Consider the following 23,703-nt stretch of genomic DNA (forward strand, 5'->3'; position numbering starts at 1 on the left):
CCGGTGGTTAGCGCGACTATGCCCGATCTGTCCAGTGACGTATCATCTCTGCCTGTTTCAAGTACCGGATGAGGTGCCTTCCCGGCTCCTCAACAACTTCATGCGGAGCTTCAGCTTTCATGGTCAGGGCCCTGGCACTTCTGCTCGCACAGCTCGCGGCCGCACCGATCGTGTCCGAGACGGTCGAGACCGGCGAACGCCACCCTATCGACCTCGCGACATTCGAATGCCGCGACATCAACCGCAGCACGGTGCTTCAGCGTGTCTGCTACGACCGTACGCAGCGCGACCTCGTCGTCGCGACTGGCGGCAGCTATACGCGCTATTGCGGCGTCGCGGCCGAGACAGCCGACCGTCTCCTGGGCGCACCGTCCATGGGCCAGTTCTTCAACCAAAACATTAAGCGCGAGGCACCCGGCGGCCGCTACGATTGCGGCGCGTGAGGAATCCGTCCAGCGCGGCCCGCGTGCCGCTCAGTCCGTCAGCATGGCGCCGACGTCGGCTTCCGCGACCACCTGCCCGTTGACCTTGGCGTCGCCGTGAAACCACCACATGGCCTTGCGGCGGCCGACCGAGCGCATGTGATACTCGATGGTATCGCCGGGCAGCACGGGCTTGCGGAATTTGCACTTGTCGATGGTGAGGAAATAGACCGCCCGCGGCTTCTCGGTCCCTTCGACGGACTTGATACCGATCACGCCCGCGGTCTGCGCCATCGCCTCGATCATCATGACGCCGGGATAGACCGGGCGCTCGGGGAAATGCCCCTGGAAGGCCGGCTCGTTGAAGGTGACGTTCTTGATGCCGATGCCGCTATAGTCGGCGCGGATGTTGATCACGCGGTCGATCAGCAGCATCGGAAAGCGGTGCGGCAGCGTCTGGAGGATGGCATTGATGTCCACCAGCTCGAACTTAACAGGTGATTCCGCCGTCATTCCCGTCCCTCATCCTTCGGATCAGCCCTGCTGTCGCGTACCAAGCGCTCCACCGCGATGATCTCCTTGAACCATTGTTTGGTCGGCTTGGCGAAAAAGCCACCCCAGCGTCCGCCCGGCGGGATGTCGTCCTTGACGCCGCTCATCGCGGTCACCTGGGCCCCGTCCCCGATCTTGAGGTGGTTGTTGATGCCAACCTTCGCTCCGAGTGCCACGTTGTCGCCAATGGACAGGCTGCCGGCGAGCCCGATCTGGGCAGCCAACAGGCAGTGCCGTCCGATCGTAACATTGTGACCGATCTGGACCTGATTGTCGATTTTCGTCCCCTCGCCGATCACGGTGTCGCGCAAGCTGCCGCGGTCGATCGTGGTCCCGGCGCCGACCTCGACGTCGTTCTGAATCAGCACCCGCCCGGTCTGGGGCACCTTCAGATGGCCCTCGGGGCCGAAGAAGATGAAGCCGTAGCCGTCCTGGCCGATCGAGCAGCCGGGATGGATCAGCACATTGTTGCCGATCAGGGCGCACTGGATCGCGGTGCGCGCGCCGACATTGCAGTCCCGGCCGATCTTGACGCCGGGCCCGATCACTGCCCCGACGCCGACCACCGTGCCGCTGCCGATCTCCACGTCCGGGCCGATCACGGCCAGGGGATCGACGATCACGCCGTCCTCGAGCCGGGCCGAGGGATCGATGATCGCCGACGGCGCGATGCCGTCATTGCCGACCCAGGATTGCGGCCTCAGCGCTTCGCCGTGCCATTCCCGCGCGATCCTGACAAAGGCCCGGAACGGCTGCGCCGCCCGCAGCACGGCCACGTGCGCGGGCACTTGGGGCTCGAAGCGCGGGCTCACCAGGCAAGCGCCAGCCTTGGTCGCCTTGAGCTCATCGGCGTATTTGAGGTTGTCGAAGAACGCCAGATGCATCGGGCCCGCTTCGTCAAGCGAAGCGAGTCCCGTGATGATGTGGCCGCCCCTGGCGGGATCGACCAGCTGCGCCTTGGTCAGCGTGGCGATGTCAGCCAGCGTTGAGGCAGGCGGCTTTGTGAAGAAGGTCGGCTGCGCCATTCCACCCCGTCGCGGTCCGGCTTCGGCATGAAGCGGTCGAGCCGCATCATGCTCCATCTCTTGGATCGGCACGATCCCTTTCGGAAACCGGTTCCAGTGATCCGGATCGTGCCGTGCTGATCGAATTAGAACGTGGTGCCGCCGCCGAACCGGAACTCCTGCGTGCGATCGTACTTGCCCTTGCTGAGCGGCACGGCGTAGTCGAAGCGCAGCGGACCGAACGGCGACTGCCAGATCAGGCCGACACCAACCGACGAGCGGACCACCTTGCTGTCGTCATACACGAGGCCGGTACAGGTTCCGGCGCTCGATGGATTGATCGACGACGGGATACAACCAGGTGCATTGACTTCGTTGGTGCCTGAGACGCCGTTAAACGCCCAGCTGGTTGGTCCTTGGTAGTCGTAGAGGCCGCCGGCGTCGGCATAAACCGCACCCTTCAGACCCACTTCCTTCGGCAGGAACCAGAACGGCATCTGCAATTCGAGCGAAGCGCCCCAGTACTTGGTGCCGCCGAGGGCGTCCTGCGTACCGAACGGATTCAAATCGCGCGGGCCGATGCCGTTCGGAGCAAAGCCGCGGACGAGGTTCGAACCCATCTGGAAGTGATCGAGCATGCGCAGATCGCTGCCCATCTTGTTCAGCATGCCGCTCTGCAGGCGGACGAGGCCGACGATGTCCGACACCAGCGGAGTGTAGTACTTCGCATCGATGACCGATTTCATGTAGGAGACGTCGCCGCCGACGCCGGCGAAATCCTGACGGAAGTCGATGAGCAGACCGTCGGTGGGGTTCTTGTTGTTGTCCAGCGTGTTGTAGGTCAGCGTGTAGCCGAGCGCCGAGGTCAAAGTCTTGCCGTTGGCAAGCTCCTTGCGCACCGGCAGCGAGGCTTCACCGTCGCTGTAGCAGCCGAGGCCGTTGGTGGAGACAAGACTGATGCCGTTAGCGGCGGCGTAAGCCGGGCTTGGATTGAATGCCGCGGAGCCGGCAACGTTGTTACAGTTCGCCAAGTAGTTCGGCAGGGTGATTTCCTGCTGGTAGATCGAGTAGCGCAGCTGGAGCGCCAGATCTTCACGCAAGGAGAAGCCGAGGCGCGGCGAGAAGCCGAGCGTCTTGGTGCCGTAGGAGATGTAGCTGTTGGACAGCTGCTGGCGCTGATAGAGGTCGAGGCCGAGCGCGACGCGGTAGTCGAGCAGATACGGCTCGACGAACGACAGCGAGTAGCCGCGTGCGTATTGGCCATAGGTCACCGACGCCTTGGCGAACAGACCGCGGCCAAGCAGGTTGCGCTCGGAGATCGAGACTTCGGCCAGCGCGCCGTCGGTGGTGGAGTAACCGCCCGAGATCGAGAAGTCGCCGGTCGATTTCTCTTCCATGTCGACGATCAGGATGACGCGATCGCTCGACGAGCCGGGCTCCGTCGTGATCTTCACGCTCTTGAAATAGTCGAGGTTCTTCAGGCGCCGCTCGGCACGGTCGACCAGGGCGCGGTTGTAGGCGTCGCCCTCGGAGATATCAAACTCGCGGCGGATCACGTAATCGCGGGTACGCGTGTTGCCGCGCAGGTTGATGCGCTCGATATAGATGCGCGGACCTTCGTCGATGTTGAACACGACGGAAACGGTGTGCGCCTCGAAATTGCGGTCGCCGCCGGGCCGGACCACGGCGAAGGCATAGCCGCGGCGCGAGGCCTCGATCTGCATCTCCTCGACCGACTTCTCGACCGATTCGACGTTGTAGAGCGAGCCGACATTGACGCGCGAATAGGCGCGCATCGACGAGGGATCGAAGTTCGGAATGCTGGAGCGGAAGTCGATCGCGCCGACGCGGTACTGCGATCCTTCCTCGATCTTGAAGGTGACGTTGAAGCCCTTCTTCTCCGGATCGTATTCGGTGAGCGCGGCCACCACCTGGACGTCGGCGAAACCGTTCTTGAGATAGAAGCGGCGGATCAGGTCGCGGTCGGCTTCGACGCGGTCGGGATCATAGATGTCGCCGCTGGCCAGGAAGCTCAGCAGGTTCGATTCGCGGGTCTTGATGACGTCCCTGAGGCGATAGGACGAGAATGCGACATTGCCGATGAACTCGATCGACTTGACGCCGGTCTTGGCGCCCTCCTCGATCGTGAAGATGAGATCGACGCGGTTGTTCGGCTGCTCGATGACCTCGGGCGTGACGCGCACGTCGTAGCGGCCGGACCGGCGGTAGATTTCAGCGATTCGCAGCGTGTCGGACTGCACCATGGCGCGGGAGAAGGTGCCGCGCGCCTTGGACTGGACCTCAGTGGTGAGCTGCTCGTCCTTGATCTTCTTGTTGCCCTCGAAGGCGATGCGGCCGATTACCGGGTTTTCCACCACGGAGACGACGATCTGACCGCCGCCGCCGCGGTTGATTCTCACGTCCTGGAACAGGCCGGTCTCGATCAGGGCCTTGAGGCCGTCGTCGATGGCGCCTTGATCCAGGCGGCCGCCCGGACCCGGCTTGAAATAGGAGCGGATCGTCTCCACCTCGACCCGGCGATTTCCTTCGACGGAAATCGACTGCACGGTCTGAGCGAGCGCAGACGAAGACACAAAAACAGCCCCGACCGGGGCAATCACCGGCGCGCCGAACATGATCAGGGTTGCGAGCAAGCCCCCCCGGAGTCGCAGTCCAAACTTCATCGCGCAACGCGCCCTTATCATTCCGAGCCAGACCCAACCCCAACGCCGGTCTGGAAGATTCCCCAAGTTCAGGCCGCTTGTAGCCAATTTCACCGACGCCGCAAACGGCCGAAAGCGCCGTAATTTCAATTTCATTCCAAGACGTTGCTCATCAGCAACGCCACAAAAAAGCCTCCATCAAGATGCCGCCATCCGCAGGATGTCGTTATAGGTCGCAAACACCATCAACATCAGCACCAAACCGAGCCCGATTCGGAACCCCATCTCCTGAGTCCGCTCGGACAGGGGTCGGCCACGGACGACCTCCGCCGCATAGAACATCAGGTGGCCGCCATCGAGCAGCGGGATCGGGAACAGGTTCAGCAGGCCGATCGACACCGACAGCACCGCGCACAGATTGATCACGAACTGGAACCCGGCGCTGGCCGCCTGCCCCGACATTTTCGCGATGCCTAGGACGCCGCTGACCTCGTTGGGATTGCCATTTCCGACGAACAGAGAGCCCAGGAACTTGAAGGTGCTGGTGATGATGAACCAGACCTGCTCGACCCCGATCTTGAGCGCCTCACCGATGCCCACCGGGGCGGTCGAGGCCTCGCCGGCCTGCGATTTGTGCTCGACGCCGAGCACGCCGAGACGGTGGCTGTTGCCGAACGGATCCTTGCGCTCAAGCAGGGCCGGCGTTGCGGTCAGCGACACGATGGCGCCGTCCCGCTTCACCTGGAAGGCAAGCGCCGAACCCGCATTCATCGCAACGATTCGCTGCATGTCGGCAAAGCTTTCGATCGGCTTGCCGTCGATCTGGACGACGACGTCCCCGATCTTGAAGCCGGCCGCGGCCGCGGCGCCATCGGCGACGACGCCATCGACCCGCGCGATCGTGCTCGGCTTGCCGTAATACAGCGCCATGCCCGCGAAGATCAGCGCGCCCAGGATGAAATTGGCGATGGGTCCGGCCGCGACGATGGCCGCGCGCGGGCCGACCTTCTTGTGGTGGAAGCTGCCGGCGCGCTCCTCGGTCGTCATGGCCGCGAGCGTCTGGGCCGAAGGGGTCGAGGCCTCGCTCTCGTCGCCGAAGAACTTGACGTAGCCGCCGAGCGGGATGGCCGAGATCTTCCAGCGGGTGCCGTGGCGGTCATTGAAACCGACCAGCTCAGGTCCGAAGCCGAGCGAGAAGGTCAACACGCGAACGCCCGCCCAGCGCGCGACCAGGAAATGGCCGAGTTCATGGAAGAACACGACGATCGTCAGGACAAACAGGAAGGGAACCGCGTAGCCGAGGAGCCCATGGCTCAACGTATTGAAACTATGGACAAAAAAGTCGATCATCGAATTCCCTCATCCAGCGCCGCAAGGCCCTGGCCCCGAACCATCTAGGATGCCTTTAAGGCAATTTGAGGCAATAGGGCGGCAGCTCTATTTCGAGCAACATGGTCAACAGAGATTGCATCATCGGCGGACGTCAGGGGCGCCTGGTTCCCGCTGCGGATCCAGTCGTCCAGTGTTGCCTCCACCAGCCGGGCGATCGCGCCGAACCGGATCTTGCCGGCGATGAACGCGGCGACCGCGACCTCATTGGCCGCGTTGTAGACGGTGGTCGCCCCCTTCCCGGTCCGGAGCGAGTCGAAAGCCAGCCGTAGCCCGGGGAAGCGCTCGAAATCGGGCGCCTCGAAGGTCAGCTGGCCGATCTTGGCGAGGTCCAGCTTGGCCGCCGGCCCTTTGATCCGGTCGGGCCAGCCCAGGCAGTGCGCGATGGGGGTGCGCATGTCGGGCGCGCCGAGCTGGGCCATCACCGAACGGTCGGAGAACTCGACCATGCCGTGAATGATCGACTGCGGATGCACGAGGACGTCGATCTCGTCGGGCGACAGCGCGAACAGGTACGACGCTTCGATCACCTCGAGCCCCTTGTTCATCATCGACGCCGAATCGATCGTGATCTTCTGGCCCATGCTCCAGTTCGGGTGCTTCAGGGCCTGCTCGAGCGTCGCCTGCTCGATGTCGGCCGGCTTCCAGGTGCGGAACGGGCCGCCCGACGCGGTGATGATGACGCGGACGAGTTCGTCCCGATTACCCGAGGCAAGCGCCTGGAACAGCGCATTGTGCTCGGAATCGGCCGGCAGGATGCAGGCGCCGGCCTTGGCGGCGCGCTGCATGAAGAAATCCCCGGCGCAGACCAAACATTCCTTGTTGGCCAATGCCACATGCGCGCCGCGGTCGACCGCGGCGAGTGCCGGCTTCAATCCGGCAGCGCCGCTCACCGCCGCCATCACCCAATCGGCCGGACGCGCGCCGGCTTCGATCACCGCGCTTTCGCCGGCGCCGCATTCGGTGCTGGTCCGGGCGAGCGCGGCCTTGAGCTCGGCGAGCTTGGAGGTGTCGGCGATCGCGACGTAGCGCGCGGAGAATTCCTTGGCGAGCTTGGCCAGCGCTTCGACATTGCCGTTCGCCGTCAGCGCCTCGACGCGATAGCGCTCGGGCGAGGCGCGCAGCAGATCCATCGTGCTGTCGCCGATCGAGCCGGTGGCGCCGAGAACCGTGACGCTGCGGACGCTGGACGCCGCAGCCTTGTTATTACGCAATGGAACAGCGCTCATATCCTCACCAAACCATAAGACCGCTTCCGGCGCTATGCACACCATGGCGGAGAAAGCCGATAATCCATGCCGCCAGGATGGCGGCGACAAAACCGTCCAGGCGGTCCATAAGCCCGCCATGGCCGGGAATTAAGTGACTGGAATCCTTGACACCGAAGCGCCGCTTCACCGCGGATTCGAACAGATCACCCAGTGCCGACACCACCGAAAGGATGGCGCTGACGAGCAGCAATGGTCCCATCTTTCCGAACCCGCAAGTCGCAAAGCCCACCGCAACCAGAAGGCTTGCGGCGAAGCCGCCCAGCGCCCCGGACCACGTCTTTTTCGGGCTCACCCGCGGCCAGAGCTTCGGCCCGCCGATGCTGCGACCGGCAAAATAGCCGCCGATATCGGTCGCCCAAACCACCAGCAGCACGAACATCAGCGCAGAGAAGCCGTTGACGAGATCCTTCCGCACCAGGATCGAGGCCAGCAGCGCTGCCGCTGCATAAGCGAATCCGGTCGCCGCCCAGAGGAACTTGCCGCGCGCGATCAGCGTCACGATCGCGCCGCCGACGAGGCCGACGATGATTGAGGTCTTCAGCCCGCCAAAAGCGACGGCGGCCCCCATCATCGCGATGACGATCGTCCCCGCCCCGGTCAGCGCGGCCGAGCCCGCGCCCACCACCGTCAGCCATTCCGCGAACAGCCCGATCGACACCAGGGTGACGAGCAGCGCCCACAGCCAGCCGCCGGCATAAGCGACCGCGATGGTCAGCGGCGCCAGCACCAGCGCTGCGAGGACCCGCATCACCAGATTGTTCGGGGCAGGCTTGGCGCCCGCCGGTGCGGCGTCTTGTTCGCTCACGAGGCGGTTTTCGCGACCAGGCCGCCGAAACGGCGCTCGCGCCTGGCGAATTCGGCGATCGCGCTTTCCAGCGCCGCCTTGTCGAAATCGGGCCAGTGGATCGGCACGAACACGAGCTCGCTATAGGCGGCCTGCCACATCAGGAAATTGGACAGGCGCTGCTCGCCGCTGGTGCGGATGATGAGATCGGGATCGGGAATGTCGGGCGCATCGAGATGCGCGCCCAGCGTTTCGGCGTCGATCGTGGCAGGATCGCGCTTACCTTCCGCGACCTCGCGCGCCAGCTTCTGCGCCGCCTTCGCGATCTCCTGCCGCGAGCCGTAATTGAAGGCGACGACGAGCGTCAGGCGCGTGTTGTCGCGCGTCAATTCCTCGGCCTCGTTAAGCAGCGCGCAGATGTCGCTCTCGAGCCCATCGCGTTCGCCGATGATGCGGACCTTGACGCCGTCGCGATGCAGGCTCGCCAAGTCGTTGCGGATGAAGCGGCGGAGCAGACCGAAGAGATCGCCGATCTCGCTCGCCGGACGCGACCAGTTCTCCGACGAGAAGGAGAAGATGGTGAGGTAGCGGATGCCGAGCTCGTGCGAGGCACGCACGACGCGACGCAAGGCCTCGACGCCGCGGCGATGCCCTTCCGCACGCGGCAGACCGCGCGCGGCCGCCCAACGCCCGTTGCCATCCATGATGATGGCGACATGCGCGGGCGCCTCGGACCGATCGGGTCCTTCCGTTGCGGGCGCGGCGGCGTTCGACATTGAAGGTGGCCTTAAAGCATGATCCGGAAAAGTGCGAAGCGGTTTTCCGAAAAGATCATGCGCTTACAATAACCTGAAGCGCGATGACATTCATCGCGCTTCAGACGGTGAGGATTTCTTTTTCCTTGGCGGCCAGCAACTGGTCGATTTCGGTGATCGTACCGTCGGTCGCCTTCTGCACCTCGTCGGCGTGGCGCTTCTGGTCGTCCTCGGACATTTCGTGGTTCTTCTCGAGCTTCTTGAGGACGTCGAGGCCATCGCGGCGGACGTGGCGCGCGGCGACCTTGGCGGCTTCCGCATATTTATGCGCGACCTTCACCAGTTCCTTGCGCCGTTCCTCGTTCAGCTCGGGGATGCGCAGGCGCAGCACCTGGCCTTCGGTCGCGGGCGACAGGCCGAGGTTGGAATCGACGATCGCCTTCTCCACCGCCTTGACCATCGACTTGTCCCAGACCTGCACCGAAATCAGGCGGGGCTCCGGCACGCTGACGGTGGCGAGCTGATTGAGCGGCATGTGGCTGCCATAGGCGTCGACCTGCACCGGATCGAGCATCGAGGCGGAGGCGCGCCCCGTACGCAGGCCGCCGAGCTCGTGCTTGAGGGACTGGACGGCGCCCTGCATGCGGCGCTTCACTTCGTTGAGGTCGAAAGTACCCGTGGGCATCACGTTTCTCCTTCAAGATCCCGGCGACCGCTCCGCGACCTTCCCTAAAGGCACGCGACGGATGAGCGGTCAGCCGGCGACAATGGTTCCGTGGCCGACGCCACGTAGAATCGCGCCGATCGAACCCGGCTCCGCGATCGAGAATACGATGATAGGCAGAGACGTCTCGCGAGCAAGCGCGAAGGCGGTCGCATCCATCACCTTGTAGCCGCCCTCGATCGCCTGCGAATGGGTCAGCCGGTCAAACCGCGTGGCGGACGGATCCTTCTTCGGATCGGCCGAGTAGACGCCGTCGACATTGGTCGCTTTCAGCACCGCCTGGGCGCCGATTTCGGCGGCGCGCAGCACCGCGGTCGTATCGGTGGTGAAGAACGGATTGCCGGTTCCGCCGCCGAGCAGCACGATCCGGCCCTCGGCGAGATATTTGTGCGCCGCAGTGCGGGTGAACAGCTCGGAAATCTCGGGCATGACGAAGGCCGACAGCGTGCGCGCCGGCGTGCCCTTGCGCTCGATCGCCGCTTCCAGCGCGAGGCAGTTCATCATGGTGGCGAGCATGCCCATGGTATCGCCGGTCGGGCGCGACACACCGCGGGAGGAGACCTCGACGCCGCGCACGATGTTGCCGCCGCCGATCACGACTGCAACCTCGGTGCCGAGCTTGCGGGCCGCGATCAGATCGTCCGCAACCCGGTCGACGGTCGGCTGATCGATGCCAAAGCCTTGCTGTCCCGCGAGATATTCGCCGGACAGCTTGATCACGACGCGACGATAGACCGGATCAGACATGAGCACTTTCCTTGTCCGGGCGCCGCTTCCGGCGGCACGCCGGAAGGAACGTTCCGGCGCTTACTTCTTGCCGCTGGCCGCAGCGACCTCGGCCGCGAAGTCGCTTTCCTGCTTCTCGATTCCCTCACCGAGAGCATAGCGCACAAAGCCGGCGATCTTCACAGCGCCGCCGACCTTGCCTTCGGCTTCCTTCAACGCCTGCGCCACCGACTTGCCGGTGTCGTGGATGAAGGCCTGCTCGAGCAGGCAGACTTCCTTGTAGTAGGTCTTGAGGCCGGACTCGACGATCTTCTCGATCACGTTCTCGGGCTTGCCCTGCTGGCGATATTTGTCGGCGAGCACGTCCTTCTCGCGCTTGACGACCGCCGGATCGAGGCCGGACGGATCGAGCGCCAGCGGATTCGCGGCGGCAATGTGCATCGCGATCTGGCGGCCGAGCGTTGCGAGCTCATCGGCCTTGCCGGGCGATTCCAGCGCCACGATCACGCCCATCTTGCCGGCGCCCTCGACGACCGCGCCGTGGACGTAGTTCGACACCACGCCCTGGCCCACTTCGAGCGAAGCTGCGCGGCGCAGCGTCATGTTCTCGCCGATGGTGGCGATCGCGTCATTGATGGCGGCCTCGACCGTGACGTCGCCGACCTTGGCGGCCTTGATTTTCTCGACATCGGAGCCGGCGTCGAATGCGACCTGGGCGACCATTTTGACGAGGCCCTGGAACTGGCCATTGCGCGCGACGAAGTCGGTTTCGGAGTTGACCTCGACCACGACACCCTTGGTGCCCTTGGTCAGGGCGCCGATCAGGCCCTCGGCCGCGACGCGGCCCGACTTCTTGGCGGCCTTGGACAGGCCCTTCTTGCGCAGCCAATCCTGCGCCGCTTCCATGTTACCGTCGTTTTCGGTCAGCGCGGCCTTGCAGTCCATCATGCCCGCGCCAGTCGACTCGCGCAGGTCCTTGACCATCGCAGCTGTGATCGTTGCCATCGTTGAAAATCCTTTGTGCCTGCTGGTTCGCCGCGGCGTGGCATCGAAGCGCCCCGCCGCGGTCCATCTCAGGGATTCGCGTCAACTGAAATGGTGGCCGGATCTTGTCCGGCCAACCCATCGCTCTCTTGACTATTCCGCTTCCGCGGTCAGCGCCTTGGCCTTGGCCACCCAGGCGTCCGCACGGCTCGGCAGACCGACTTCTTCGCCGATCGTGTGCGCGGTGTCGTGATCGAGCTCGGCGAGCTGCCAGAAGTGGAAGATGCCGAGGTCGTTGAACTTCTTCTCGATCGCACCCGACACGCCCGGGAGCTTCTTGAGGTCGTCGGCGGTGCCGCGCGGACCTGCGAGGCCCTGGAAGCCGCTCGACGAAGCCGCCGGCAGCTCTTCAGCGAGCGGACGGGCCGAAGCGCCGACGTCGATACCCGAATCGCCCTGGGCGCGGGAGATGCCGTCGATCGCGGCACGCGCGATCAGGTCGCAATAGAGCGCGATCGCACGACCGGCGTCGTCATTGCCCGGCACCACATAAGTGATGCCCTTCGGGTCCGAATTGGTGTCGACGATCGCAGCGACCGGGATGTTGAGCCGCTGGGCTTCCTGGATCGCGATGTCTTCCTTGTTGGTGTCGATCACGAAGATCAGGTCGGGCAGACCGCCCATGTCCTTGATGCCGCCGAGCGAGCGGTCGAGCTTGTCGCGCTCGCGCTGAAGCGTCAGGCGCTCCTTCTTGGTGTAGGAGCTGGCATCGCCGCCCGAGAGCACGTCGTCGAGGTGACGCAGACGCTTGATCGAGGCCGAGATCGTCTTCCAGTTGGTCAGCGTGCCGCCGAGCCAGCGCGAATTGACGAAATACTGCGCGCAGCGCTTGGCAGCGTCCGCGACGCCGTCCTGCGCCTGGCGCTTGGTGCCGACGAACAGGATGCGGCCGCCCTTGGCGACGGTGTCGCTGACCGCCTGCAAGGCGTTGTGCAGCATCGGCACGGTCTGCGCGAGGTCGACGATGTGAATGTTGTTGCGAGCGCCGAAAATGAACGGAGCCATTTTCGGATTCCAGCGGTGAGACTGGTGACCAAAGTGCACGCCAGCTTCAAGCAGCTGACGCATGGTGAAATCGGGTAGCGCCATCGTTCTAATTCTCCGGTTGGTTCCTCCGGAAACGTGTGAGCAAAACGGAGCGTCCTCGCCCCGGTTGCCACCGGACGGCCTTGTGAGCCATGTTTCCGTGTGAGATGGCGCGCTATATAGCGCCATTTCGGCCAGAAGCAAGGAAATAAGGGCCGTTCAGAGGCGGTTTTCGCCCGCGAGAGGCCCTTTCCCTGGAGACCGGGCCGCTCCCTAGCGCCCGACTAGCATCTGGGCTGGTTCGGCGGGCATTTCTTGGCCGCCGGCGGCGGAGGTGCGGGACGCGGCGGAGGCGCGGCCGGGCGCGGCGGGGGTGGTGGCGCAACGGCCATACGCGGCGGCGGCGGGGGTGCCGGTCGGGCCACCGGCGGCGGTGGAGCGGGCCGCGCCATGGGCGGAGGCGCCGGCCGCGCGACGGCAACCGGAGGAGCCGGGCGTGGCGGCGGAGGTGCGGCCATCCTCGGTGGCGGCGCCGACACATGCGGCGGGGGTGGTGGCGTGGGCCGCGCCACGGCCTGCGGCCGCGGCGGCGGGGCAGCCGGCCTGGCCGCCTGCGGCGGGGCCGCAGATGGCAGATGCTGCGGCCTGATCGGCTCACGTGCCGCTGAAGGCGGCGGCGCGATCGGCCTCCCGGCCGCGGCCGGAGGTGTCGCCGGCGCGCCTGCAGCGGCGGGCGGCGAGCCAGCAGGCTCACGGGTCGCAGACTTGGCGCGATCCGCAGGCCCGGTGCCGGGCGGCGTCTGCGCCACCGGCGGCCTGGGGGGCTGGCCGGGCACAGCAGTCGGGTTGGTCACGGCGGGCGCAGCGGTTGCCGGCGCGGCAGCCGTTGGCGCATTGGAATGAGCAGGCAGTGTTGTGCCGGGACCGGCCGTTGTGCCGGGAGCAGCTGTGGTCGGCGCCGCCGGACGAGCCGGCGGTGTCACACCGGGTGCGGTCGCCGTCGGCGGTACGGGCCTTCCGCCCGGCAGAGGCCCTGCCCCCGCTGGCGGTGGCGGCGGGCCGCCATGGGCACCAGGAACCGGCAGCGTGTTGGCCTGGGGCAGCCTGGTCTGCGGAGCAAGTGTCGGCGCCGTCTGCGGCGCAGCCGTTGGCGCTGCGGTCGGCGCTGCGGTCGGCGCGACTGCCGTCGTCGGCGTCACCGGAGGCGCGCCGGGCCTCGCCGTCGGCTGGATCGTCGCGCTTGGGGGCATCGGCGCCTTGCCCTGCTGGATCAGCGCGGCGCGCTGCACGACCGCCTGCGGAACGGCAGGCCCGGCTGGGTTGGCACGGCCGGCAATCGCTGGCGCCAGATTGCCCGGTCCGGCCCCTGCCCCGGTAGCCGGTGCTGGTGCCGGCAGGCGGTTGATCACGGTGTTGATCACCGTCGTATTATGGATGTTCTGGTAGATGATGTTGTTCGGCGGCGGCGCGACATAGACCGGCGGCCTGACGAACACCGGGATCGGCACGAACACCGGCTGCGGCAGCACGAACAGGCCGACCACGGGCAGCGGCGGCGGCAACACGACGAAATCCGGCGGCGGCGGCGGCAGATAATAGACCGGAGGCGGCGGTGGCGGCGCGAAGCCGAAATCGGGATCGCTGAAATACAGCACCGGACGGTCGACATAGACCACCTCCTCCGGCGGCGGTGGCGGCACGTCGTAGTCGATCATCGCAAAGCTCGGCGGCGGCTCGGCCGGCGCCGTGAGGATCGCGAGGCGCCGGCGCGCGTCCGCCGCATGCGGCCCGCGCGGATAGCGGCGCAGATACGACCAATAGGCTTCCGGCGTGTCGTTCCGGTAAGTGCGTCGCCAGGTGATCGCTTCGCGGCGCGCCGCGACGATCGCCATCACGCGCTTCGCCAAGGGATCACCGGGATAGGCGGCGAGAAACTCCTCATAGGCCGGCAGCGTGTCGCGCTCGAGCGCGGCGGCATAGGCATCCCGCACGCCGAGATCGCGGATCGGCTTGCTCCGGATCGCGGCGACCTGGTCGGGCGCGGCCTCCGGCGGCGGCGCGTCAGGCCCGCGCTCGAAGAACGAGAACGGCGCCGAGATCTTCTGCTCGTTCCAGGGTACCTGCGCGCCCTTGGAGGCCTCGTTGACGCGCAGGCGAACGCGGTCGAACACCTCAGGCAGCGGCAGGCCGCCGGTCCGGATCATCTCGGCCAGCGACTGGGCGTAGATGCCGTAGGGCCCCGGCTCCTCCGGCGCGACCGTGCCGGGCGCGGCGTTGAACGCGATCAGCATGTTCGGCTCGGGCTCGACCAGCGCCAGACCGCTCGCGATCGGCTGGCCGCCCTCGATGAAGGGCTGCGCGCGGGCCGCATCGAGCACGACGATGTTGGCCTTGAGCGGGATCGAGGCGAGCTGGCGCACATAGTCGCTGATCCGCAACGCCTCGGTCGGAACGTCGGTGTCGCGGGTGATGTTGGAATCGACCGGGATGAAATAGTTCTCGCCGGCAAGCTGCACGCCGTAGCCGCCGAGATAGATCATCGCGACCGTGCCCGGCCCCGAGGCCTGGGCCTTCTGGATGAAGTCGCGAAAACTCTTGCGCAGCGTGTCGCCGTCGAGATCTCGGGCACCGACGACGTCGAAGCCGGCCGCCTGCAGCGTCTGCGCGATCAGGCCGGCGTCGTTCGCAGTCGTTGCCAGCGGCGACTTGGCATAGGCGCCGTTGCCAACCACGAGCGCGATGCGCTTCTCCTGCTGCTGCGCGTTTGCTGCTCCTGGCGTACCGGCGGCAAGGGCCACGATCGGCAGGAGAAGGCAAATGAAGACTCGGAACGTCCCACGCATGGCTTGCTTGCCCGCTACTGTAGTTGAGGTGCCACCACGCATGAGGCGCGCGGCCGGCTGAACGGCGGTTGAACGAAAAGCTCGGATTGAGGCAGTGGCGTGGCCACGCCGCTGCTGGCGTCAGCTTCAGGTCAGCCTCACCTTACTCCACAGCTTGCAGCTCGGCGAGCTTCGTTCGCGCGGTCGCCTCGTCCAGCGCAATGAGTTCGGCCGGCCCCGGATTCGCCTCTCCTGCCGTCGCGATGGAAACAGCCGCAAGCCCGACCAGGCCGCCGAGGACCGCGCCGCCCGTCGCGGCGTCGTGCCTGGGGCTGCTCTTGATGAGATAGAAATGCGTCCGGCCGGCTTCCATCACGATCTCGCGCTTGGTGTCGCCCGGAAACATCAGCTCCGTCACCAGCAATTCATGGCGACCCGCGGGACGATCGGCATAGGCATATTTCCCGGCGACGATTTTGCCGAGTGCAGCACCGTCGAGCTTCACCTCGCAGGCGCAGATCGCCATGCTGAGGCCATTCCTCTTGTCCTGGAGCAGGACGACGCGCGAGTGCCCGGCGCGCGGAGGCCCGACCTTTCTTGACACAGAGGCAAAGTCGGTCCCGACCTGATCGCTGACACAGCCCACCAGCATCACACCAACGGCCAACAACAACGCGCCCCGTCGCAGCATCGCACACCCCAGTCCATTCCCCGGGATTCATGCTAGCTGGAATCAGCGACAGGTTGCAACAACGCCCGGCAACCATCGCGTGGATGGCGCGGGCCGGGCGTCGGAGCTGCTGCACACGACGCCCGATGCTCCAAACGCCGGGCTCTAGCCCTGGGCGATCAGCTCGACGGTCCCCGTGCTCAGCCGGTAGATGCCGCCGACCACCTTGAGCTTGCCCTGTTCGACCGCTGCGTTGAGAAGCGGGGCGGCCGATTTCAGCTTGGCAACGTTGTCGATGACGTTCTGGCGAATGGCGTTGTCGAGCGCGTTCCCGCTCTGCTTGGCGGCCGTCTTCACCGAAGGTGCGATCGCGGAGACCAGCGTGGGGATGTGTCCCGGCAGCGGCTTGTCGTCCTTCAGCGACTTGATGGTCGCATCGACCGCGCCGCAATTGTCGTGGCCGAGCACCAGGATCAGGGGCGTGCCCAGCACGGCGACGGTGTATTCCATGCTCGCAACCGTCTCGTCGCCGGCAAAGTTTCCGGCAACGCGGCACACGAACAGATCGCCGCGTCCGCTGTCGAACGCATATTCGGGCGCGATGCGCGAATCGGCGCAGCTCAAGACGGCGGCGTAGGGATTCTGACCGCCGACCAGCGCTTCGCGCTCATGCGTGAAGTCGTGGCGGCGCGACACACCCGACACATAGCGCGAATTGCCCTCCATCAGCCGCTTGAGCGCCGCATCGGGCGAAAGCACGTTCTGGGGTTTGGGCGGCGCCTTCGCCTCCTTGGCTAATGCGGTCCCGCCAAACGCCGCCACTCCGAGTGCCGAAGCGGCAAGAAGCATCATCGAGCGCCGGGAGGGGGCAACCGATTGATGCAGATTTTCAGAGCATTTGTCGCACATGGCTGTTGTTCTTCCTGGCTTCGCCAATCGAGATTCTCGGAACAACAACTAATAGCTGCGTGCGAGCGACTTCGAAACCGGGCGGGAGCCAAATAGTTAAGCTTTGGTTTGCGGGGGCGCCGGCAATGTCAGAGCTGCTGCACGTCCACCACGCCCGCGACCGCCTTGATCGCGCCGGCAATCTGCGGCGAGACCTTGAAACGGCCTGGCAGCTTCATCTCCACCTCGGTCTCGAGGTCGAGCATCATCACCAGCGAGACCTCGCCGTCGCCATTCGAGCGCGGCGCGATACCGGGACTGCCGACCTTCGGCGCGGCGCCGTTCGAGGCGGCCATGTCGGGACCGGCCAAGCGCTTGGCGATCGATTCCAGCGGCTTGGTGTCGCGCAGGAAGATGCGCAGGCCCTTCTGCGTCTTGGCTGCGGCGTCATCCAGCGGCTCGGCATGCAGCACGCGGGCGCGGACGTCCTCGCCCTGCAGCTCGGCGCCGAGCTGCAGCAGCACGGCAGCGCCCGGCTCCAGCACGTCGCGATATTGCGCGAGACCTTCGGAGAACAGCACCGCCTCGAAGTGGCCCGTGGGATCGGAGAGCCCCATGATGCCCATCTTGTTGCCGGTCTTGGTGCGCCGCTCCATGCGCGAGACCACGGTGGCCGCGACCTTGCCGGCGGTGGCACCGATCTTCACCGCGCGCGAGAACTCGGCCCATGACTGCACCCGCAGCCGCTTCAGCACGGTGGCGTAATCGTCGAGCGGATGGCCCGACAGGAAGAAACCGACGGCGTCGTATTCGCGGCGGAGCTTTTCGGCCGGCAGCCAGGGCTCGATCTGCGGCAGCATGATGGTCGGCGCATCCGCCGACATGCCGAACATGTCGTTCTGGCCGATGGTCTCGGCCTGATGCGCGCGTTGGCAGGCGGCCAGGATCGAGTCCGCGCCGGCGAAGACGCGGGCGCGGTTCGGCTCCAGCGTGTCGAACGCGCCGGCGGCGGCAAGACTTTCGATGATGCGCTTGTTGATCGCGCGCGGATTGACCCGCGCGGCGAAGTCGGCGAGCGAGGTAAACAGCCCGCGCTTGGTGCGCTCCTCGATGATCTGCTCGATCGCCTGGATGCCGACGCCCTTGAGCGCTGCGAGCGCGTAGTAAATGACCTTGTCGCCGACCTCGAAGGTCGCGCCGGAGCGGTTGATGTTCGGCGGCTCGACCTTGATGCCGAGGCGCTGCGCCTCGGAGCGGAATTCCGAGAGCTTGTCGGTGTTGTTCAGGTCGAGCGTCATCGACGCCGCGATGAACTCCACCGGATAATGCGCCTTCATGTAGGCGGTGTGATAGGACACCAGCGCATAGGCCGCCGCGTGGCTCTTGTTGAAGCCGTAGTCGGCGAACTTCGCCAGGAGCTCGAAGATGGTCTCGGCCTGCCCCTTCGGCACGCCGTTCTTCACCGCGCCCGCAACGAAGATGTCGCGCTGCTTGTCCATCTCGGCGCGGATCTTCTTGCCCATGGCGCGGCGCAAGAGGTCAGCGTCGCCGAGCGAATAGCCCGACATCACCTGCGCGATCTGCATCACCTGTTCCTGGTAGATGATGACGCCGAAGGTCTCCTTCAGGATCGGCTCCAGCACGGGATGCAGATATTCCGGCTCCTCGTCGCCGTGCTTGCGCGCGCAATAGGTCGGGATGTTCGCCATCGGACCCGGGCGATACAGCGCCACCAGCGCGATGATGTCCTCGAAACGGTCGGGGCGCATGTCGACGAGCGCGCGCCGCATGCCCTGGCTTTCAACCTGGAACACGCCGACCACCTCGCCGCGCGCCAGCATCTGGTAGCTCTCGGCATCGTCGATCGGCAGCGTCGCGAGATCGACGTCGATGTTGCGCGGCTTGAGCAGCTTGCAGGCGACATCGAGCACCGTCAGCGTCTTCAGGCCGAGGAAGTCGAATTTGACGAGGCCCGCGGGCTCGACCCATTTCATGTTGAACTGGGTCACCGGCATGTCGGATTTGGGATCGCGGTAGAGCGGCACGAGCTCGCTCAAGGGGCGATCGCCGATCACGATGCCGGCGGCATGGGTCGAGGCGTGGCGGGTGAGGCCTTCGAGGCGCTGGGCGATGTCGAAGGCGCGCGCCACGATCGGATCTTCGTCGCGGAACGCCTGGAGTTTTGGCTCGCTTTCGATTGCGGCCGCGAGCGTGACGGGCGCGGCCGGATTCTGCGGCACCAGCTTGGTCAGCTTGTCGACCTGGCCATAGGGCATCTGCAGCACGCGGCCGACGTCGCGCAGCACGCCGCGCGCCTGCAGCGTTCCGAAGGTGATGATCTGCGCGACCTGGTCGCGGCCGTAGCGCTCCTGGACGTACCTGATCACCTCGCCGCGGCGGTCCTGGCAGAAGTCGATGTCGAAGTCCGGCATCGAGACACGTTCGGGATTGAGGAAGCGCTCGAACAGCAGGCCGAACTTGATCGGGTCGAGGTCGGTGATGGTCAGCGCCCACGCCACCAGCGAGCCTGCGCCGGAACCGCGGCCCGGCCCGACCGGAATGCCCTGGCCCTTCGCCCATTTGATGAAGTCGGACACGATCAGGAAGTAGCCCGCGTATTTCATGCGCATGATGACGTCGAGCTCGAACGCCAGGCGCTTGCTGTAATCCTCATCCGTCGTGCCCTGCGACAGGCCGTGGACCCGCAGGCGATTGGCGAGCCCCTCCTCCGCCTGGCGCTTCAGCTCCACCGCCTCGACTGCGGCGGCGTCCGAGCTCGACGCGGCGCCGACGGTGAAGAACGGCAGGATCGGCTTGCGCGTCATCGGGCGGAACGAGCAGCGCTCGGCGATCTCCACCGTCGAGGCCAGCGCCTCTGGAATGTCGGCGAACAGCACCGCCATCTCGGCGCGGGTCTTGAAGCGATGATCCGGCGTCAGCTGCTCGCGCTCGGTCTCGGCGATCAGCCGCCCGCCGGCAATGCACAGCAGCGCGTCATGCGCTTCGTAATCGTCGGTCGCGGCGAAATATGGCTCGTTGGTCGCGACCAGCGGCAGTCCCTTGGCGTAGGCGATGTCGATCAGGCCGCTTTCGACGCGCCGCTCCTTCTCGGTGTTGTGGCGTTGCAATTCGATGTAGAGGCGGTCGCCGAACAGGCCGGCCAGACGCTCGCAGCGCAGGGCGGCAAGCTCGGCATGACCGCCGGCAAGCGCCAGCGAGATCGGCCCGTCGGGTCCGCCCGTCAGCGCGATCAGCCCTTCGGTCTCGCCCTCGAACCAGTCGAGCTTGACGAACGGCGCGTGGCTATCCGGCGACTCGAGGAAGGCGCGCGAGTTGAGCCGCATCAGGCTGCGATAGCCGCGCTCCTGCGCGGCCAGCAGCACCACGCGCGACGGCCCCATCGCGTTGCGCGCATTCGGATCCTGGTCGCCGAAATCGATCGCCAGCTCGCAGCCGACGATCGGCTGGATGCCGGAGCCCGCCATCTTGTCGGAGAACTCCAGCGCACCGAACAGATTGTCGGTGTCGGTCAGCGCCAGCGCCGGCTGGTGGTCCTTCTTGGCAAGCTCGGCGAGCTTGGCGATCTTGATCGAGCCCTTGAGCAGCGAATAGGCCGAGTGAACGTGAAGGTGGACAAATCCGGCGCTCGGCATGGTCGCGTGACGGCCTCTTGCAGATGGAATGGAGCGGTCGCCGGCTCCTCAAAGGCATCATGCACTCGCCATTTGCCTTCGCTTGCCGACTCGCCTCGCGATGGTGAGGTGTCGCAGCTTCAGAGTCCACGCCGGAGCGGCCAATTGGCCGCGTCGTCCCGCTTTTCCCCAAGGGGCACCGGTCGGGAGAGCATCGGTTTACAAAACCGCTGCCCCTAGAGCTGCGGTATGACCTGCGCCCAGATCGCGATCATCCCGACGAACAGCGTGATCGACGCCAGTGCGGCGGCCTCTTCCACGAAAACCCTGAACATGGCTTGCTCCCTTGTTGGAACGTATGCAGAACATTGTTCTCATTTCGTTCTCAAGAGTCAAGCCTGGCGGACGACCTCCAAAGGCAATGGTTAACTCGCTGAATTCACGCAATAAAAAAGCCCCGGCCTAAGCCGGGGCTTTTCGAGGACCGCTCGATGACGAGCGATCAGTCTCAGTAACGGCCGAGGATCGGGCCGCCGAACTTGTAGTTCAGGCGGACGAGACCCATGTCGACGTCCTGCTTGACGCGCTCGACAGCGCCGCTGGCAAAGGTGATGTCGTGGTCGCCGAGGAAGATGTGGTTGTACTCGACGCCGACCGTCCAGTTCGGAGCAAAGCCATACTCCAGGCCCGCGCCAACCGTGGCACCCCAGCGGGTCTCGTCAGCCCGGTCGAGGTTTGCACCCGTAACAGTGCTGTAGACGTCGTACTTGTTGCTGACGACAGCCGCACCGCCCTTTGCGTAGAGCAGGACGTTGTTCCAGGCGTAGCCAACCTGGCCGGTGATCAGACCGAACGAGTCGACGCGCGTACGATTCCGGAATCCGGTGATGCCACTGATGTTGTCACCCGAGAAGTCGGCCCAGTTGCCCTGGCCTTCGAGGCCGAACACGAACTGGCCGGACTGCCAGCGGTAACCGACCTGACCACCGACCGTGCCGCCGGTCGAGTTGTGCGAGCCTTCCGCACCGAAGTTAACCAGGTTCCACGACGTGTCCGCCGAACCGCCGCCGCCGTTGACGCCGATATAGAAGCCGCTCCAGTCATAGACCGCGGCGATCGCCGCCGGCGGTGCCTTGGTGTACGGCCGAGCTGCGAGGTCAGCAGCCAGCGCCGGCGCAGTCGCGCTCAGCGCGACAAGGCTCACAGCGGCAAGCAACAAATTCTTCTTCATTTGAGTCCCGTTCCAGTTTCGTCGTTAGGCCCCCTGGCCGCAGCGTGGTCATAACAGTGATCGACGGAATTGCTGTAACCTCGACGCAACAGTTCGCTCCAAAGGCCCGCGCTTCATTAATGAAGATTTATCAGCGCGTTCTGGAAACCCTTTGAAATAAGTGTTTTCTGTAGTTCCATTGTCGGCGACACGAGATAAATTGCATGCGCGCGTAACAACGTCGCGCGCACATTCGCGTGATGGAGAATTGAAGATGCGCAGACGAATTGCCCCCCCCATTGTCGCCACACTTTCGCTCGCACTCGCCACATTCGCATTCGTGTCGAGCGCATCCACACCCGCGCGCGCGTTCGGCACGCATCATCCATTCTGCCTCACCGGCGATGAATGGCCGGGCCTGAGCAATTGCAGGTTCGACACCTATGCGCAATGTCAGGCGAGCGCATCGGGACGCGCGCTGACCTGCATCGCCAATCCGTATTTCGTCGGACAGAGCGACGACCCCTACGCCTATCAGAATCGTCCGCGCGCGCAGACGCAGGGCTATTCACCGGGCTACTTCCTGCCGCGCTGAGATGCGCTGCGCTCGCCTCGCACTGGCCGTGATCGGCCTGCTTCTCGCGGGCGGATCTGCATGCGCGCAGACCTATGATCCGAGCTATCCCGTGTGCATGCAGATCTACGGCCAGGTCGGCTATTTCGACTGCCGCTACGGCTCGTTCGAGCAGTGCCGATATCTCGCCGTCGGGCGTTCGGCGACATGCGTGATGAACCCGTATTTTCCGCTGAAGAAACCAACGCGCCCTCGCCGCTCGAGCCCGCCGCCTCGCCCCGGATCCTAACCGTCCAGTTTCCGGCGGAGATAGGGCGGCGTAGGCGTGCGGCGATCGGCTCAGCTCTGCCAGGGCGTGCTGCGGATGCGCGTGCACGCATTCGGCTTGCGGAAGCTGGGATCGTGATCCTCGATGTAGTCGAAATTGACCGTCCCGAACGTCGTCTGCGGCTTCTTCAGCGCCGAGCAGGTCTGCACCTTCAGGAACTCGTTCTTGAAGTCACCGCGCGGAAACGCCGAGATCACCTGGCCGCGCTGCTCCGGCGTGTAGTCGTCATACCCAATGCCGACGACGTCCACCAGGACACCCGCGTTGGTGAGCGCGATTTCCGGCCGCATGAATTGCGGAATGCCGGGCGTGGTGTGCAGCGCGATTGCCTCCCACACCAGATCGGCTTGCGGCTCGGCGATGCCGCGCGCCCGCAAGAACTCACGCGCAGCGTCGGCTCCGTCAACCTCAAATCGCTTTGTCTGCGTGTGGTAATGGTCGACGAGGCCGAGATCGTGAAACAACGCCGCGACATAGAGAAGTTCGGGATCGAATTTCAGCTGCTGACGCAACCCCTTCACGGCGCCGAAGACGTAGACCCGGACGGAATGGTTGAAAAGCATGTCGTCTTCGTAGCTGCGCACCAGTTCAGCCGCCTCGCGCGCCAGCTTGCTGTCGGGGATTTTGACGCCGGAAATCACACTCATCATCTTCAAGCTCCTGCTTTGCGTTTCGGCTGATGCCGCGCGATCCGTCAGGCCGCCTTCTCGAGCGCGGCCTGCGGAGTATTTCGGAAGCTGATCGACATGCGATTGTACGCATTCATCAGGCTGATTGCGATCGTAAGATCGACAAGCTCGCGCTCGCTGAAGACCTTGCGGGCGGCTTGATAGGCCTCATCGGGCACGTTGGTCTCGGCGACGCGGGTGACAGTCTCGGCCCAGGCGAGAGCCGCGCGCTCGCGGTCGTCGAAGAGATCGCCGCCCTCGGCCCAAGCCTGCAGCAGCGCGAGCTTTTCGACCTTCACACCGCTCTTCAGCAGATCCCGCGTGTGCATGTCGAGGCAGTAGGCGCAGTTGTTGATCTGCGAGATGCGCAGGTAAGTGAGGGTCACCAGCGTCGCGGGAAGCCCGCTCTGCATCACGTAGCCATAGACGCCGCCGAGTGCCTTCGCGCCTGCCGGCGCAATGTGGTTGTAGTTGAGACGTTCACTCATCCGCTTTCTCCTTGATCATCGAGGAAGCCCCTCTTTCCTCCCTCAGATGCCCCTGTCGTGGTC

21 protein-coding genes are annotated in these 23,703 nt (G+C 65.2%); 3 read left to right on the top strand and 18 right to left on the bottom strand.

What is annotated here, in order from left to right; all coding sequences use genetic code 11:
• Window positions 1-119: 119 nt before the first annotated feature.
• Window positions 120-443, top strand: a complete 324-nt coding sequence (locus tag GGD65_RS03335; RefSeq protein ID WP_092257190.1) for a KTSC domain-containing protein — start codon at window positions 120-122, stop codon at window positions 441-443.
• A gap of 30 nt (window positions 444-473) precedes the next feature.
• On the opposite strand, the gene fabZ is transcribed toward GGD65_RS03335, so the two are convergent.
• The 16 genes from fabZ to GGD65_RS03415 all read right to left on the bottom strand — a co-directional run bounded on the left by fabZ (window position 474) and on the right by GGD65_RS03415 (window position 21,603).
• Window positions 474-935 carry a 3-hydroxyacyl-ACP dehydratase FabZ gene (fabZ, locus tag GGD65_RS03340; RefSeq protein ID WP_018320213.1) on the bottom strand — a complete coding sequence of 154 codons (462 nt, stop codon included), beginning with the start codon at window positions 933-935 and terminating at the stop codon, window positions 474-476.
• Window positions 932-1,999: a UDP-3-O-(3-hydroxymyristoyl)glucosamine N-acyltransferase gene (gene lpxD, locus GGD65_RS03345; RefSeq protein WP_092257194.1), complete on the bottom strand. Its 1,068-nt coding sequence runs from the start codon at window positions 1,997-1,999 to the stop codon at window positions 932-934. The genes fabZ and lpxD overlap by 4 nt, the downstream gene beginning before the upstream one ends.
• A 125-nt stretch (window positions 2,000-2,124) precedes the next feature.
• On the bottom strand, window positions 2,125-4,662 hold the full coding sequence (gene bamA / locus GGD65_RS03350) for an outer membrane protein assembly factor BamA (RefSeq protein ID WP_183234393.1): 2,538 nt from the start codon (window positions 4,660-4,662) through the stop codon (window positions 2,125-2,127).
• 177 nt (window positions 4,663-4,839) lie between these two features.
• Window positions 4,840-5,991, bottom strand: a complete 1,152-nt coding sequence (gene rseP / locus GGD65_RS03355; protein WP_038949774.1) for an RIP metalloprotease RseP — start codon at window positions 5,989-5,991, stop codon at window positions 4,840-4,842.
• Between the two features lie 44 nt (window positions 5,992-6,035).
• Window positions 6,036-7,259, bottom strand: a complete 1,224-nt coding sequence (dxr, locus tag GGD65_RS03360) for a 1-deoxy-D-xylulose-5-phosphate reductoisomerase (RefSeq protein WP_179738738.1) — start codon at window positions 7,257-7,259, stop codon at window positions 6,036-6,038.
• A 4-nt stretch (window positions 7,260-7,263) separates the two neighbouring features.
• A complete protein-coding gene (locus GGD65_RS03365) occupies window positions 7,264-8,106 on the bottom strand; it encodes a phosphatidate cytidylyltransferase (protein ID WP_183234394.1) in 843 nt (280 codons plus the stop codon).
• Window positions 8,103-8,861: an isoprenyl transferase gene (locus GGD65_RS03370; RefSeq protein WP_018320207.1), complete on the bottom strand. Its 759-nt coding sequence runs from the start codon at window positions 8,859-8,861 to the stop codon at window positions 8,103-8,105. The genes GGD65_RS03365 and GGD65_RS03370 overlap by 4 nt, the downstream gene beginning before the upstream one ends.
• Before the next feature lie 100 nt (window positions 8,862-8,961).
• Window positions 8,962-9,525, bottom strand: coding sequence for a ribosome recycling factor (gene frr / locus GGD65_RS03375; protein WP_026202318.1), 564 nt, complete (start codon window positions 9,523-9,525; stop codon window positions 8,962-8,964).
• Between the two features lie 69 nt (window positions 9,526-9,594).
• Window positions 9,595-10,311, bottom strand: coding sequence for a UMP kinase (pyrH, locus tag GGD65_RS03380; protein WP_026202317.1), 717 nt, complete (start codon window positions 10,309-10,311; stop codon window positions 9,595-9,597).
• 60 nt (window positions 10,312-10,371) lie between these two features.
• The gene (gene tsf, locus GGD65_RS03385) at window positions 10,372-11,295 is read right to left on the bottom strand and encodes a translation elongation factor Ts (protein WP_183234395.1); all 924 of its coding nucleotides are present in this window, start codon (window positions 11,293-11,295) and stop codon (window positions 10,372-10,374) included.
• Window positions 11,296-11,427: 132 nt separating this feature from the next.
• Window positions 11,428-12,423 carry a 30S ribosomal protein S2 gene (locus tag GGD65_RS03390; protein WP_018320203.1) on the bottom strand — a complete coding sequence of 332 codons (996 nt, stop codon included), beginning with the start codon at window positions 12,421-12,423 and terminating at the stop codon, window positions 11,428-11,430.
• A gap of 221 nt (window positions 12,424-12,644) precedes the next feature.
• Entirely contained in the window at window positions 12,645-15,203 is a 2,559-nt protein-coding gene (locus tag GGD65_RS03395; protein ID WP_183234396.1) for a caspase domain-containing protein, read from the bottom strand.
• A 142-nt stretch (window positions 15,204-15,345) separates the two neighbouring features.
• Window positions 15,346-15,873, bottom strand: coding sequence for a DUF2846 domain-containing protein (locus GGD65_RS03400; RefSeq protein ID WP_018320201.1), 528 nt, complete (start codon window positions 15,871-15,873; stop codon window positions 15,346-15,348).
• A gap of 144 nt (window positions 15,874-16,017) precedes the next feature.
• Window positions 16,018-16,761 (bottom strand): carbonic anhydrase, encoded by a 744-nt coding sequence (locus tag GGD65_RS03405; protein WP_183234397.1) that lies wholly within the window; start codon window positions 16,759-16,761, stop codon window positions 16,018-16,020.
• 128 nt (window positions 16,762-16,889) lie between these two features.
• Window positions 16,890-20,393: a DNA polymerase III subunit alpha gene (gene dnaE, locus GGD65_RS03410; protein ID WP_183234398.1), complete on the bottom strand. Its 3,504-nt coding sequence runs from the start codon at window positions 20,391-20,393 to the stop codon at window positions 16,890-16,892.
• Between the two features lie 487 nt (window positions 20,394-20,880).
• Complete coding sequence (locus GGD65_RS03415) at window positions 20,881-21,603, bottom strand: outer membrane protein (RefSeq protein ID WP_018320197.1); 723 nt, start codon at window positions 21,601-21,603, stop codon at window positions 20,881-20,883.
• 253 nt (window positions 21,604-21,856) lie between these two features.
• Here GGD65_RS03415 and GGD65_RS03420 point away from each other — a divergent pair, with 253 nt between their 5' ends.
• Complete coding sequence (locus GGD65_RS03420) at window positions 21,857-22,177, top strand: DUF3551 domain-containing protein (RefSeq protein WP_183234399.1); 321 nt, start codon at window positions 21,857-21,859, stop codon at window positions 22,175-22,177.
• Window position 22,178: 1 nt separating this feature from the next.
• Window positions 22,179-22,445: a DUF3551 domain-containing protein gene (locus GGD65_RS03425; RefSeq protein WP_183234400.1), complete on the top strand. Its 267-nt coding sequence runs from the start codon at window positions 22,179-22,181 to the stop codon at window positions 22,443-22,445.
• A 50-nt stretch (window positions 22,446-22,495) separates the two neighbouring features.
• On the opposite strand, the gene GGD65_RS03430 is transcribed toward GGD65_RS03425, so the two are convergent.
• Window positions 22,496-23,134 carry an HD domain-containing protein gene (locus GGD65_RS03430; RefSeq protein ID WP_183234401.1) on the bottom strand — a complete coding sequence of 213 codons (639 nt, stop codon included), beginning with the start codon at window positions 23,132-23,134 and terminating at the stop codon, window positions 22,496-22,498.
• Between the two features lie 44 nt (window positions 23,135-23,178).
• Window positions 23,179-23,640, bottom strand: a complete 462-nt coding sequence (locus GGD65_RS03435; protein ID WP_018320193.1) for a carboxymuconolactone decarboxylase family protein — start codon at window positions 23,638-23,640, stop codon at window positions 23,179-23,181.
• Window positions 23,641-23,703: the final 63 nt, after the last annotated feature.

Origin of the sequence: Bradyrhizobium sp. CIR18, from assembly GCF_014198295.1 — a bacterium.
GTDB lineage: Bacteria > Pseudomonadota > Alphaproteobacteria > Rhizobiales > Xanthobacteraceae > Bradyrhizobium.